This is a genomic window from Nostoc sp. (assembly GCF_036916985.1).
In the GTDB taxonomy this organism is placed as follows: Bacteria; Cyanobacteriota; Cyanobacteriia; order Cyanobacteriales; family Nostocaceae; genus Nostoc.
On record NZ_JBALFD010000062.1, the window covers coordinates 146,333 to 159,576 of the forward strand.

At 45.2% G+C, this 13,244-nt stretch carries 14 protein-coding genes; 2 read left to right on the forward strand and 12 right to left on the reverse strand.

All coding sequences use genetic code 11. The features are described 5' to 3' along the window. Positions 1-39: 39 nt before the first annotated feature. The 10 genes from rpsQ to rplC form a co-directional block, all read right to left on the reverse strand. Positions 40-288 carry a 30S ribosomal protein S17 gene (gene rpsQ, locus V7L07_RS20740; RefSeq protein ID WP_094349093.1) on the reverse strand — a complete coding sequence of 83 codons (249 nt, stop codon included), beginning with the start codon at positions 286-288 and terminating at the stop codon, positions 40-42. Positions 289-294: 6 nt separating this feature from the next. After that, on the reverse strand, positions 295-522 hold the full coding sequence (gene rpmC / locus V7L07_RS20745; RefSeq protein WP_179068334.1) for a 50S ribosomal protein L29: 228 nt from the start codon (positions 520-522) through the stop codon (positions 295-297). Positions 523-525: 3 nt separating this feature from the next. Continuing rightward, positions 526-951: a 50S ribosomal protein L16 gene (gene rplP, locus V7L07_RS20750; RefSeq protein WP_179068333.1), complete on the reverse strand. Its 426-nt coding sequence runs from the start codon at positions 949-951 to the stop codon at positions 526-528. 87 nt (positions 952-1,038) lie between these two features. After that, positions 1,039-1,821: a 30S ribosomal protein S3 gene (gene rpsC, locus V7L07_RS20755; protein ID WP_335060799.1), complete on the reverse strand. Its 783-nt coding sequence runs from the start codon at positions 1,819-1,821 to the stop codon at positions 1,039-1,041. 53 nt (positions 1,822-1,874) lie between these two features. Further along, complete coding sequence (gene rplV / locus V7L07_RS20760) at positions 1,875-2,231, reverse strand: 50S ribosomal protein L22 (RefSeq protein WP_069070777.1); 357 nt, start codon at positions 2,229-2,231, stop codon at positions 1,875-1,877. A gap of 95 nt (positions 2,232-2,326) precedes the next feature. Continuing rightward, on the reverse strand, positions 2,327-2,605 hold the full coding sequence (rpsS, locus tag V7L07_RS20765) for a 30S ribosomal protein S19 (RefSeq protein WP_012410721.1): 279 nt from the start codon (positions 2,603-2,605) through the stop codon (positions 2,327-2,329). A 143-nt stretch (positions 2,606-2,748) separates the two neighbouring features. Beyond that, positions 2,749-3,612 carry a 50S ribosomal protein L2 gene (gene rplB, locus V7L07_RS20770; RefSeq protein ID WP_334708512.1) on the reverse strand — a complete coding sequence of 288 codons (864 nt, stop codon included), beginning with the start codon at positions 3,610-3,612 and terminating at the stop codon, positions 2,749-2,751. A 99-nt stretch (positions 3,613-3,711) separates the two neighbouring features. Further along, on the reverse strand, positions 3,712-4,026 hold the full coding sequence (locus tag V7L07_RS20775) for a 50S ribosomal protein L23 (protein WP_179068331.1): 315 nt from the start codon (positions 4,024-4,026) through the stop codon (positions 3,712-3,714). Continuing rightward, positions 4,019-4,657 carry a 50S ribosomal protein L4 gene (gene rplD / locus V7L07_RS20780; protein WP_069070797.1) on the reverse strand — a complete coding sequence of 213 codons (639 nt, stop codon included), beginning with the start codon at positions 4,655-4,657 and terminating at the stop codon, positions 4,019-4,021. Before rplD ends, V7L07_RS20775 begins: the two co-directional genes overlap by 8 nt. A gap of 149 nt (positions 4,658-4,806) precedes the next feature. Then, a complete protein-coding gene (gene rplC, locus V7L07_RS20785; RefSeq protein ID WP_335060800.1) occupies positions 4,807-5,439 on the reverse strand; it encodes a 50S ribosomal protein L3 in 633 nt (210 codons plus the stop codon). A gap of 939 nt (positions 5,440-6,378) precedes the next feature. Between rplC and V7L07_RS20790 the strand changes: the two genes are divergently transcribed. Continuing rightward, the gene (locus V7L07_RS20790) at positions 6,379-6,855 is read left to right on the forward strand and encodes an NAD(P)H-quinone oxidoreductase subunit N (RefSeq protein ID WP_335060801.1); all 477 of its coding nucleotides are present in this window, start codon (positions 6,379-6,381) and stop codon (positions 6,853-6,855) included. A gap of 72 nt (positions 6,856-6,927) precedes the next feature. Here V7L07_RS20790 and V7L07_RS20795 read toward each other — a convergent pair whose 3' ends face one another. After that, positions 6,928-10,257 (reverse strand): efflux RND transporter permease subunit, encoded by a 3,330-nt coding sequence (locus V7L07_RS20795; RefSeq protein WP_335060802.1) that lies wholly within the window; start codon positions 10,255-10,257, stop codon positions 6,928-6,930. 68 nt (positions 10,258-10,325) lie between these two features. Continuing rightward, positions 10,326-11,774: an efflux RND transporter periplasmic adaptor subunit gene (locus V7L07_RS20800; RefSeq protein ID WP_335060803.1), complete on the reverse strand. Its 1,449-nt coding sequence runs from the start codon at positions 11,772-11,774 to the stop codon at positions 10,326-10,328. Between the two features lie 551 nt (positions 11,775-12,325). Here V7L07_RS20800 and V7L07_RS20805 point away from each other — a divergent pair. Beyond that, entirely contained in the window at positions 12,326-12,865 is a 540-nt protein-coding gene (locus tag V7L07_RS20805) for a phycobiliprotein lyase (protein ID WP_335060804.1), read from the forward strand. Positions 12,866-13,244 lie beyond the last annotated feature (379 nt).

The following is a 13,244-nucleotide window of genomic DNA, read 5'->3' on the forward strand; positions in this document are numbered from 1 at the left end:
CTCCCTTGTAATGTTGTTAGTTTCTAACAACGATGAGGTTTAAGTAGGCTTGACGTTCAGGACTTCTGTGATTTTCCAGCGCTTGGTTTTACTCAGGGGTCTAGTTTCCTGAATGCGAACGCGATCGCCTACTTTACACTGATTTTCTTCGTCGTGAACTTTATATCGTTGGGTGTTAACCACAATCTTGCCGTACTTGGGGTGAGGAGCGCGGTTTTCTATGGCGACTACCACAGTTTTTTGCATTTTATCGCTCACTACCAAGCCAACTCGTTCTTTAACTGCCATAATCTCCTACTTTTTTTCTTTAGCCGATTGACTTGCTGCCCGTTTGCGTTCTGTTTCTAGCGTCAGCAATTGGGCTAGGCGGTGGCGCAATTGTCGGAACTGATGGGGCTTTTCTAGTTGTCTGGTGGCTTTTTGCAAGCGCAACTGAAATAGTTGTCTTTTGATTGCGACAATTTCATCAGAGAGCTTCTCGTCACTTAATTCTCTAGCTTCTGAAATCTTGGGAAGAGGCATAAGTTACTCCTGCTCCTGTGGTTGAGAGCGCACAATAAACTTAGTTTTGATGGGCAGTTTAAATGAAGCCAAGCGCATTGCTTCACGCGCAATTTCTTCAGTAACTCCACCGATTTCAAACAAAATCCGCCCCGGCTTGACTACAGCTACCCAAAACTCTGGATTACCTTTACCGGAACCCATCCGGGTTTCCGCAGGACGCATGGTTACAGGTTTATCAGGGAAAATCCGAATCCAGATTTGTCCACCCCGACGAATATAACGAGTCATTGCCCGACGGGAAGCCTCGATTTGACGCGAGGTAATCCAAGCAGGTTCTTGAGCTTGGAGTGCAAAATCACCGAAGTTAAGGGTGCTACCACGGGTGGCTAGTCCCTCCATCCGTCCGCGCTGTTGCTTGCGGAATTTAGTTCTTCTAGGGCTTAACATGGTTTGTTACTTGTCATTTGTCATTTGTCATCTGCCATTTGTCATCTGCCATTTCCTAATGACTAATGACTAATGACTAATGACGATTTATCCTTCATTTGATCTGTCTTCAAATTGCTGGCGACGACGCTGTTGTTGACGGCGACGGGGTTCACGTTCGCGATCGCGGGGGTCACGTTCGCGATCGCGGCTTGCGGGTGGTAGTGGATCTGGTTCTTGTCCAGGAATAATTTCTCCCTTAAACACCCATACTTTGATACCCAAAATGCCGTAAACAGTTTTTGCCGTGCAATAAGAGTAGTCAATGTCAGCCCGTAAGGTATGTAAAGGTACTCTACCTTCACGAGTCCACTCTGTCCGGGCAATTTCCGCACCGTTGAGGCGACCGCTAACTTGGATTTTAATACCTTGGACACCAGCCCGTTGGGCACGTTGAATCGATTGCCGCACTACCCGTCGAAAGGAAACCCGACGTTCCAATTGTTGAGCAATATATTCAGCAATTAGGTAGGCATCAGCATCAACTCGTTGCACTTCAACTACGTTAATGCGAATTTGGCGATTGCCACCCAACACTCCTTGGAGTCCGGTACGTAAGGATTCAATACCTTGTCCACCACGACCTACTACAACGCCAGGTCTAGCTGTGCGTACTTCTAAGTCGATTTGGTCGGCTTTGCGCTCAATCCGCACTTCGGAAATTCCGGCGTTGTTTTGAGCCTGTCTACCCAGCTTTTGTTCTATGTATTGACGGAGTTTGTAGTCTTCTTGGAGAAGTTCTGGATAACGATCAGGAACAGCAAACCAACGGGATTGATGTTCATGTGTAATACCCAGGCGAAAACCAACTGGATGAATCTTCTGTCCCACGAATGCTTCCTCTAAAATTTCTTACTTTACGCAATTTATTCGTGTAAACGTGCTTATTTTTCTGGAGCAGCTGCAACAGCCACAGTAATATGACACGTCGGCTTGCGAATTTGGTAAGCTCGACCTTGCGCTCTTGGCTGGAAGCGCTTCAACGGCGGTCCTTGATCGGCATAAGCCTGAGTAATCACTAGTTGAGTCCGATCTAACCCAGCGTTGTGTTCGGCATTAGCAGCAGCGCTTCTGAGAACCTTCAATATGGGTTCAGTGGCGCGATAGGGCATGAATTCCAGAATGATTAACGCTTCTCGGTACGATCGCCCCCGGATTTGATCGAGTACCCGACGCACTTTATAAGCCGAGATGCGGATAAAACGAGCGATCGCTTTTACTTCAGTAGTATTAGTAGCCATAATTTTCTCCAATTTTATCTTTCGTCCTTCGTCCTTTGTCCTTTGTCAAATAGCTAATAACTAATGACTAATGACAAATGACCAATGACTAATAACTACCTACCCGCTTTTTTGTCGCTTTTTCCATGACCCCTGTAGGTGCGTGTCGGGGCAAATTCACCCAACTTGTGTCCTACCATCTGTTCATTTACAAAAACTGGGACGTGTTGGCGTCCGTTGTGAACAGCGATGGTATGACCTACCATTAAGGGCAAAATTGTCGAAGCTCGTGACCAAGTTTTAATAACTTCTTTTCTGTTGTTGTCGTTGAGCTTTTCAATTTTCTTTAGGAGATGATCCGCAACGAAGGGACCTTTTTTTAGAGAACGACCCATAGTTCAATTTTGGCTTTAGGATTTAGGAATTAGGATTTAGAATTTCGGATTTTGGATAATTAACGTGCCTGAATCAAGTTTCACAAATTTTCAATGTTCACAAGTAGACCCAATCTAAAATCCAAAATCTAAAATCTAAAATTCTATGATTCACGACCACCGCGACCGCGTTTAGAAGACTTACGACGACGACGTACAATCAACTTGCTGCTAAGTTTCTTGCGATTGCGTGTCTTTGCGCCCAATGTGGGTTTACCCCAAGGTGTAACAGGCCCCGATCTACCGATAGGCGCTCTACCTTCACCACCTCCATGTGGGTGATCCACTGGGTTCATGACGCTACCCCTAACCTTAGGACGGCGGCCTTTCCAGCGATTTCGTCCGGCTTTACCTGCACTTAGGTTTCTCGCATCGGTGTTGCCTACTTGCCCAATGGTGGCGTAAGACTCGCGTCGAATCAAACGGACTTCTCCTGAAGGCAACTTGAGAGTTACATAATTACCTTCTTTTGCCACAACTTGAGCGCTAGCACCAGCAGCACGGACAATTTGACCACCTTTACCAGGAGTCAGTTCTACGTTGTGAACACTAGTACCCAAAGGAATCTTCCAGAGTGGTAAGGCATTACCATCTTCAAAAGGTGCTTCCGGCCCAGAAATAATTATTGTTCCAACTTTCAACCCGTTGGGGTGAAGGATGTACCGTTTTTCGCCATCTTGGTAATACAAAAGGGCAATTCTGGCGTTGCGGTTAGGATCGTATTCAATTGCTGCGACTTTGGCAGGAATATTATGTTTATCCCTTTTAAAATCGATGATCCGATAAAGCTGTTTGTGTCCGCCACCCCGGCGACGACTAGTAATCCGTCCGTGATTATTCCGACCTTTGGCGCGATGCTTCGAGGTTGTTAGGGATTTTTCTGGCTCGGTTCTAGTAATTTCCGCAAAGTCAGAGATTGTAACTTGGCGAGTACTGGGGGTATAAGGGCGATAAGAGCGAGTACCCATATTTTTAAGTGCTGAGTGCTGAGTGCTGAGTGCTGAGTTTTGAGTTTTGAGTTTTGAGTTCAGTAACTCCTAACTCCTAACTCCTAACTCCTAACTTTTTTAGACTTCTGGGAATAGAACTTGTCTAATCTTGTCTTCATCCCCAGGTGCGACAGTGATGATCGCTCGTTTATATTGGGGTTTATAACCAATAAACTTACCAACGCGCCGCTTTTTACGTGGTGGTAGGATGGTGTTGACTTTTACAACCTTGACCTGAAACAAGTCTTCGATCGCAGCCTTGATTTCTGGCTTTGATGCTTTGGGAATTACTTCAAAGGTGTACTTGTTTTGTTCCATCAAGATGGTCGCTTTCTCGGTAACGATTGGGCGACGTACTAAGTCGGCAAGATCACGGGGGTCAAAGCTAGGCACTGTAGACCTCCTGAATTTTTTCTAGGGCTGATGCCGTAACTACAATTTTGTCAGCGTGCAGTAAATCAAAAACATTTAGCTGGTCGGCTGCAATTAGTTTTAAATTTTCAATGTTGCGGGCTGACAAATAAACGTTATCTGTATCCGCAATCTCAGACAAAATTAACAGTGCCTTGCTTTCTGGTACTACTCCCCAACGGGCAAGGGCTGCCACTAATTCTTTAGTTTTGGGGCGAGATAGCTCGGTGCTAAATTCTTCTACTACAATCAAGTCGTCAATACGGCTGACAAATGCTGTCCGCAATGCCAAACGTCGCTCTTTGCGGTTCAATTTGAGGTTGAAGTCTCTGGGTTTTGGCCCAAAGATCACACCACCACCACGCCACAATGGAGAACGAATAGACCCGGCACGAGCGCGACCAGTACCTTTTTGTCTCCAAGGTTTCCGGCCACCGCCTCTGACTTCAGCACGAGTTTTTGTACTGGCATTTCCTTGACGAGCATTGGTCAATTGCCGTACTAAGGCGCGATGCACAATATGAGACGCTGTTTCTTCTTTGGCAACGCGCAACTCGAAGGTCGTCTCGCCGACCTGTTCTCCTTGCCAATTTTTAACTACGCTTTCAACCATTTTTCTTATCTGTCCTTTGTCATTTGTGAGCCACTGCGGTCTTGGGGTCTCCCCAGATGAAGCACGTGGCGTCATTTGTCATTTGTCTTTATGCCATTTGTCTTTAGCCAATGACTACTGACTAATGACTTCTGACTAATGACTTTTGACTATCCCACTACTTTTGCAGGCACAACGCTGACTAGAGCGCCTGGTTTACCAGGAATGGCTCCCTTAATTAGCAATAAGTTGCGTTCTGAATCAACTCGCACTATCGTCAATTTACGGATTGTGATGCGTTTTCCACCTAAACGCCCTGCCATCCGCTTACCTGGATAGACACGACCTGGTGTTGTACCAGCACCAATTGATCCGGGCGCTCTGTGGTTTTTGGAACCGTGTGACATTGGCCCACGAGCAAAGTTATTGCGCTTCTGGTTTCCTGCAAAGCCGCGACCGATGCTTGTGCCGACGACATCGACAATTTGACCTGCGCTAAAAATATCTGCTTTAATCTCTTGACCTAAAGCATAATCACTAGAGCTATCGGTGTGATATTCATTTAAGTGACGCAATGCTGGGGCAGATGATTTTGCCAAATGTCCCAATAGTGGTCTGTTTAGTGCCTTGGGTTTAACTTCGCCATAACCAACTTGAATGGCAAAGTAACCGTCGGTTTCTTTCGTTTTAACTTGTGTAACGGTGCATGGCCCTGCTTGAATGACAGTCACAGGAATAGCTACTCCTGCTTCGTCAAATATTTGGGTCATGCCCAGCTTGGTGCCGAGAATACCTACAGACACAATAACTGGTTCTCCTTTCTACTTGCTGACCTTGGAATTGGACTCTAGAGGACACGCTTTGTACGCATCAGTTTAGGCTGGGTTAGCCTGCGAAATTTGGAAGGGCTTATTTAAATAAACCGCTCCAAATGCTTTCGGACACAACAAACCGTGTCCGTACTGCTTGGTGAATCTGTTTAGCTTCACTCACTAGATCACCAGAGCAGCCACAAGTCCCTTCCCACTGGGAAGGAGTAACTTCTGGAATCAATGCAAGGCGCTACAGCTTTAAGCTGTGTGCAGCAATGCTTTTGTCCAAGCAATTGCTCTGGCACTTTCTGGAGGCAGCGCTGTCGGCGGGGTTTCCGATTTTCACACGCCTATGAGACGGGTTCCCGGAGATTGGCTACTGCCGTGTTGCAGTTGGACTTAAGCGGTTTTTACCGCCCAGTATCCGTTAACTGAGACTGACGTAATGCCATGAAACCAACATTGCTGCTCAGTTTTACTTCCTTAAATACCTTAAACTATTGTTTAAGACTTTGCCTACTTTTTCAGAGGCGCAGGAGTAAACTTACCCTGGAGATTAAGACTCGCTTTGTTTGTTCGTCTCTAAGCTCCAATGTTGACCTGAAAGCTTTCTTAGTTTACCAGTCTATGATCAATCTGAGTTAGATTATCCAATCTGGATTAAGTCATCAGCTTTTGATGCTAACACTACCTCAGAATGACAGTAAAAAGTCAACCTAATTTGCGTTTTTGGTCACAATCTAATAATATAAATTATTTATTTATGTTTGTCCAGTAGTTTATAGAGTTATTTTTAGGGAATGGGGACTGGGGACTGGGAACTGGGGGAGAAGAATTAATAGCCAATGCCTCATGCCCAAAAAAATGCTTTTAATCTTATCGGTTCAGGGTAAATAATAGAGATATCTAAGTGGGATAAGACGAAAATCTATGGCACTAATTACCACTGGCAACGGTTTAATCCGCGATCTGGAAAAATTTGGCGCTCTTGGTGTGTATGTACCTCTGGAAGGGGGTTATGAAGGTCGATATCAGCGCCGAATACGGGCAGCTGGCTATACTACTCTCCACATTACCGCTAAGGGACTGGGTGACGTAGCTGCGTATCTCACAAGAATTCATGGAGTCAGACCTCCTCATCTTGGGAAAAAAAGCACTGGTAGTGGTGCAGCAGTGGGTCAGGTTTACTATTTGCCACCCATTCTCGATTCTCATTTAGAACAGCTGCCACCAAAATCGAAGGGGCTGGTCTTGTGGATTATTGAAGGGCATATTCTTTCTAATGAGGAAGTTGAGTATTTAACGAATTTGCCTCAGCTAGAACCACGAGTGAAAGTCATTATTGAGAGAGGCGGCGATCGCTATTTCCGTTGGACTTCTCTAGAAAAAACTCTGTTAGCTAGTTAGTCCTTTGCCATTAGTCATTAGTCATTTGCTCATAACTAATGACTAATGACTCAATTCAATCAGCAGCGATCGTTAGCTGGTAAGTTTTTTCGTAAATCCACGCAATCGGATTAACACTGGCTTCGCCCAATTTCCACCAAGCAAATCGTGCAGCAGAATATAAAAACAAGGGATGATAAATAGTGTCAGCATTGTTGCGATCGCCATCCCAAAAAAAACTACAATCCCTAAAGGCTGCAAAAATTCCGAACCTTCGCCAATGCCCAATGCCAAAGGAAACAGTCCTAAGATAGTGGTGACTGTGGTCATGATAATTGGGCGCAAGCGTTGAGGAGCAGCTTTCATGATGGCAATTTGGCGACTACAACCTTCTTCATCCCGAATTTGATTCGCTAGTTCCACCATGAGAATCCCTGCGTTTACCACAATTCCCACTAGCAAGACGACACCAACAATTACAGTTGCGCCAATTGCAGTTTGGGTAATGTAAAGTCCAAAAATTCCCCCAGCTAAGGCTAGTGGTACGGTGAACATAATTACCAATGGGTCAATTAGGGAATTGTATTGCACCGCCATAACTACAAAGATTAAGAACGTCGCCAACAACCCCAAAGTTTTTAAAGCATCCTGAAGTTGCTGATTAGTTTCTTGGGCAGAACTAGGCACAATGGAAACGCCATCAGGTAAGTCTACATCCTTTAGTACTTCGTTGACTTCTGCGATCGCTTCACTAAGACTAGCTCCCTCGCTCAGGTTGCCTGCCACAATAAAAGCTTGGCGTTGATTAATTCGTTGCACCTCACCAGGCGCTTGACCTTCTTGAATTTTCGCAACATCTGAAAGCCGGATTAGTTGATTGTTTTCTGTAAATAGCGGTAATTGCTCTAGCTGAGAAGGACGCTGAATCGCTTCTTTATTTAGCTGCACCCGCACATCAACTAAACGATTACCGCGTTGAATTTGCGTCGGAACTGAACCTTCAATTGCTGTTTGAACTGTTGCACCAATTTGGCTGGCGCTCAATCCTAAAGCTGAAACTCTTTCCCAGTCGGGGCGAATTTGGATTTCGGGTTGCCTAGCATCGGCATCTGGTCGGAATGTTGCTAATTTTGCCCTTTCTTGCAATGCTTGCAGCACTTGTGCGCCTGCTTGGGTTAAGTTTTCTTCATTCTCACCTTGCAGAATCACGTCAACTTCTGACCCTTGCACTGGAGAATTACTCAAGATTAAACCCCGCACCTGACCAGGATTGAGGCGCAGCAGGATTCCTGCTAAGTTGAGTTTGTTAAATTCCTGAGTTACTTTTTTGACGAAAGCTTCGACATCTGTGCCTGGTTTTAGATTGATAGTGCTGCTAGCACGTAAAGGATTCTCTGTAGTATTGCTACCAAACAAAGAACCACCCACAGTTGTGAAAGCAGACTCGGTTTCTGGTTGTTTGAGCAAAATGTCATCGACAATTTGCATAACTTTTTCCGAAGTTGCTAAAGGTGTACCCGGCGGAAACTGCGCTCTCAAGTTAGCTTGACCAGTACTGATGCGGGGTAAAATTTCTTGGGGAATTTGACCAAACATAAAGAAGCTACTGCCGCCTAAAATTAGCAAAGCGGCGGTAACGACGATGAGCCGATAGCGTAAAACCTTGGTTAAGAAGTTACCGTATCCCCGAGTCGCATCTTCAAATCGGTGATTAAATTGTTTAAGCAGCCAAAATTCACTGATCCGACTAGACCAACGAATTCCCAAGAGTCGAGAAGACAGCATCGGTACTACTGTGATGGCGACAACAAGGGATGCTGCGACTGCGAAGCTAATTGTCAGAATCAGTTCATTAAATAGCAGTGCAATAAAGCCGCCAATTAAGAGGAATGGTACTACAGAAACTAAGTTTGCACCTGTAGCAGCAACTAAAGCAGATTCTACTTCTTGGGAAGCTGCGATCGCACTATCAATAAAGAATCTTGAGTTTCTCCCCTTCCCCTCTGCTCCTCTGCTCCCCTGCTCCCCTGCCTCCATCTCCCTCTGATTGGGAGTCATCCCTGTTTTTTCGGAAATGTTTTCTAGGATTACAACCGATGTGTCAATTGCTTGACCAACTCCTAATGTCAGACCTGCCAAACTAAAAACATTCAAGGTTAAACCAAATATTCTCATTAAAGCGATCGCTGCTAGCGTACACAGCGGAATCGTCAAACTGATAATAAATGTTTGCCTGAACGATCCCAAAAATAACAATACTGCTGCTGCTGCTAACAATGCCCCAGAAATCCCCGAAAAGATGACATCATTTAAAGAGTTGCGGATGAAGACAGATTCATCTGTGGTGGGACTCAAAGTCATGTCTGCTGGAATTAAACCCGATTGTCGTAATTGTTCAATTCGCCGCTTGACAGCATCTACAACTGTGATTGTATTGGCTTCAGGCTGCTTTTGAATTGAAAATTTCACCGCAGGCTGACGGTTGAGGTAAACAAATACTCGTTGTTCTTCTGTATCGTCAATTACCTCTGCAAAGTCTCGCAAGTAGACGCGGCGGGAAGGTGTACGGGAGGCAGGGGAGGTAGGGGAGATAGGGGAAGCAGGGGAAGCAGGGGAGGCAGAGGAAGCAGGGGAGGCAGAGGAGGAAACTTTCAAAGAAAGGTTTTCAATTTCCCTAGCATTTTGGAAGCGTCCAACAGTCCGAGTCAATGGCTCGGAATTTTGCCCTAGAATCCGACCACCAGAAGTATCTTGGTTACGCGCTGTTAATTCATCTAAGACATCATTTAAGCCTACACCCAAAGCTTGCAATCGGTTTAAGTCAACAAGCACTCGTACTTCTTCTTCTGCACCACCAGATACGTCAACTGAAGCTACTCCCGGTACGACACTGAGTTCACGGGTTAACTCTTCATCAGCAAATACGCGTAAATCTTTCCCTGGCAATGAAGGAGACGTCAGCGCCAATTCATAAACTGGCAATTGGGAGGGATCGACTTTAAATAAGCGCGGCTCCTCTATCGTATCTGGTAGTTGTCCTCGACCTCGGTTAAAAGCAGCAGTAGCATCATTTAGGGCTTGGTCAATATCGCCCCCTGGTTGAAAGTATAAATCGAGGCTTACCTGTCCCTCACGGGTGCGGGAAAAAACTTGCACTACATTCTCGGTTGCTGATAAAGCTTCTTCTAAAGGTCTGGTGATTTCATCTACTGCTACTTCTGGTGAAATACCAGGGGCTTCTAGCCGCACCCCAATTCGGGGATAGGTAATTGATGGTAGAAGATCGACTTGGATAGTTGTGAGAAAAAATACCCCAATGACAATTACTGCCACAGTGAGCATGAGTGTGCCAATGTGTTGGCGGATAGCGATCGCACTAAGGCTAAATCCGCCATTGCCATTATTATTGTTTGCCTGTTGCATGATACTAAGTGATAAGTGCTGACTACTGAGTACTTTTTTCTTTGGTATGGTGGTTATTGCTCACCCGACTATTGCTTTTCTGAAAGAATTGAAAGACTTACAGTGTCACCTTCTTTTAACGGCTTACCACTCCGAACAACATAGCGCTCTCCTGCTTGCAAACCGGATAAAATTTCCACTCTGCCATCAGCCCTTTTTCCTAAAGTAACTGCACGTGTCGCTACTTTCGTCTTGCCTTCTGTGTCTTTCACCACAAATAGCGTCCCTGATGGGTTTTCTTGCTCTTTTTCTGCTCCCTTTGCTGCCCCTGCTTGTTTTTGAATCGCTGTTTGCGGCACTACTACCCGCTGTTGAGTCTGAGTTTGAAAATTAACCCGCGCCAGCAATCCGCTGCCAATCTTGGCTTGAGTGTTAGGAATCACTACTTCTACAGGTATCAAGCGAGCTGTGGCATCGGCAGCTGGAGAAATGCGTGTAACTCTGCCAATTAATGTTTCTTTGGGAAAGGCATCTAAGCGGACTTGTACAGACTGCCCAACCTGAATTTGTGCCAGTTCTAATTCAGAAACTTGAACGATGACTTTGACACGGTTAAAGTCGCCAATTTTCAAGACTTCGCTACCTGCTTGCAGAAGATTGCCTGGTTCTGTCATCTTTTCTGTGACTACGCCAGTGATAGGGGATGTCAATCGAGCATAAGACCTACGCTCTTTGGTTTGGGCAACCAATGCCTGTTGAGCAAGTACTCTACCTTGGGCGGCGGCAACGGCTTGCTGTTCTGTACGGACTTGCTCTTGGGCTGCTCGGAGTGCCTGGGCGGCTGTTTGTGCCTGGGTACGTGCTTGCTGGGCAGTTTGTTCAGCGATCGCTCCAGCTTTGAATAGATTCTGTTGGCGTTCTGAGTCTGCCTGAGCTTGTACTACTTCTAGGCGCGCCCGTTCAACGTCTGCACGGGCATTGCTTACTTGATTAGTTGCCCTCGCTACTTCTGATTTCAGGGCTGCTAGTTCTGCTTCTGCTTGCTTTAATTGGGTCGAAAGGATGGCATCATCTAACCGCCCAACGTTTTGCCCAAGCTTTACTGTATCGCCAACATCAAGGTTCAAAGCCAACAATCGGGCTTCTACTTGCGATCGCACTGATACAATCCGAAAGGGTGTTGTATTACCTGTGTATTCTGGTTGTGTTTGCAGCGTATCAGTTCGAGCGATCGCCGCATCTACAGCCGTTGCACCACCACGTTGTCCACTACCCGGACTCTGAGATTGGGCATCAGCCACTTCTTCCTTGGGCAGCACTCCACAATTTACTGTCAGCAATCCTATGCCCAGCAAACAGGGAATCAATAATATGGATGCGAAAGGGGAAGACCCCTTTGTGTCAACGCTACTCTTTGTATCTACAACAGCCATATCAGTTTTTACAACTGAATCTAACTGGGCATTAATTACCTGGTTAGCGGCTGCGAAAGGTGAGATTTTCACCTGCTTGTGCGGCTTCTTTCTGTCCAAAATCATTTATTTTTCTCGTATTTGGGTAGCTTTTTGGGTTTAAACAGCCGTGCATTACCAAGTAATTTTGAGACATTATGAATAGTGAAAAGCGGCGAGAGTCAATTAGCTATCTTCTTGCAGAATTTTGTATCAAAAATTACTTTCTTTCAAAAAAATTCTCACCACTTTAACTCATTACATTGAGTCGGCAGCTTTTTAGCTGCCGATGCAATTCTTAACTCAGTATAAATATTTTTAAATTTCTTGCAATCTGCCCTTAGTAGAAGACTTATGTTTACTGAAGATGCGGGATTTTCACACCCCTACTTCTAAAATGGGCGGTATTAAGTAGCTATACTTAGGTCGACATAACCAAATTTAATATAGCAAAATGCTTAGTAATTTTTACGCTTAATCCAATATATTAAGAATAGTAAACATAGGTTGCTTTTTTTTGCACTGTGAAATTTTGCTCAAGCGTAGGCGTAGTCCGTCGTAGACATCGCATAAAAAGCAAAGAAAAAGACGAGATATATTACAGCACAGCCACCAATATTAGATCAGGAAAGTTACAAGTGACATCATTGCTAAAAATTGCACAAACCGCTGACGAAGCCCAGATTTCCGAATTTTTCCAGGAATCAGTTGGTAAGTGGCGATCGCAACGACGCTATTACAGCCTACCTGAGGGAGAAACCAAGGAGATGGAGAGTATAGTTACGATCAATTTTCTCAAGCAGGGCTGTGATGAATTGCAAAAGCTAGCTCAGATGCACGATTTGTATGATACAGGTAGCTTAATTTGTGGTGCAGCAGTTACATGGGAAAGTACAGATGTACTGAAGTCTAGGAAAGAGTCGCAAGGTTCTACATTATTTGGGGCTGTAGGAAACCTTTTGTATCGCGATCGCGGTTTTGCCATATCCAAACCAGTTACCGCCCACTATTATTTCTCCAACCCTAAAACAATGTGTTTGCGAACTGAATACAACGGTTCAGTCTTTGAAGAAGAGTTAAAGCTAATTGGCAGCAAATACCGCACCAGACAAACCATTATCTCTCGTGCTGGTGAGCAGTTGATGATTGGTCAATATTTAGAAAAAAGAGTGGGTTAGTTTAACTCGTGGGTGTGGTTCGCTATAGCCTCACCGAAGAAGCAAAGGGGTAGGGCGCAGGGAGAGCAAGCCCTGACCTGGCTGGGGTAGCCCCGCCCTTCTAGGGCGCTCTTACGCAAGCTGCGAGTACAAGCTCCGTCTCAGTTTTCCCCCTTGCCCCCTGCTCCCCTGCCTCTTTTGACCCATTCTGCCACTAGCCAGCACTTAGCTGTCAACTGCTCATATAACTTTTTATAACAGTTTTTCAAACTTTTACCCAGAAAGTTAGTTGCTATGTCATCATGGAAAGTGAAATGAGAATTAATTCGGCGACAGTGTTTGTTTTTAGTATTGACAGGCTTTTCCCTTTTGGTATTACAGACTTCTCTCCGAAATCTAA

Bases quoted from the DNA above. Each gene is read 5' to 3' on its own strand.
- rplB (WP_334708512.1), bottom strand. From the start codon at position 3,612: ATGGGTACTCGCTCTTATCGCCCTTATACCCCCAGTACTCGCCAAGTT.
- rpsS (WP_012410721.1), bottom strand. From the start codon at position 2,605: ATGGGTCGTTCTCTAAAAAAAGGTCCCTTCGTTGCGGATCATCTCCTA.
- rplP (WP_179068333.1), bottom strand. From the start codon at position 951: ATGTTAAGCCCTAGAAGAACTAAATTCCGCAAGCAACAGCGCGGACGG.
- rplV (WP_069070777.1), bottom strand. From the start codon at position 2,231: ATGGCTACTAATACTACTGAAGTAAAAGCGATCGCTCGTTTTATCCGC.
- rplD (WP_069070797.1), bottom strand. From the start codon at position 4,657: ATGGTTGAAAGCGTAGTTAAAAATTGGCAAGGAGAACAGGTCGGCGAG.
- rpmC (WP_179068334.1), bottom strand. From the start codon at position 522: ATGCCTCTTCCCAAGATTTCAGAAGCTAGAGAATTAAGTGACGAGAAG.
- rpsQ (WP_094349093.1), bottom strand. From the start codon at position 288: ATGGCAGTTAAAGAACGAGTTGGCTTGGTAGTGAGCGATAAAATGCAA.
- V7L07_RS20800 (WP_335060803.1), bottom strand. From the start codon at position 11,774: ATGATTTTGGACAGAAAGAAGCCGCACAAGCAGGTGAAAATCTCACCT.
- V7L07_RS20790 (WP_335060801.1), top strand. From the start codon at position 6,379: ATGGCACTAATTACCACTGGCAACGGTTTAATCCGCGATCTGGAAAAA.
- V7L07_RS20795 (WP_335060802.1), bottom strand. From the start codon at position 10,257: ATGCAACAGGCAAACAATAATAATGGCAATGGCGGATTTAGCCTTAGT.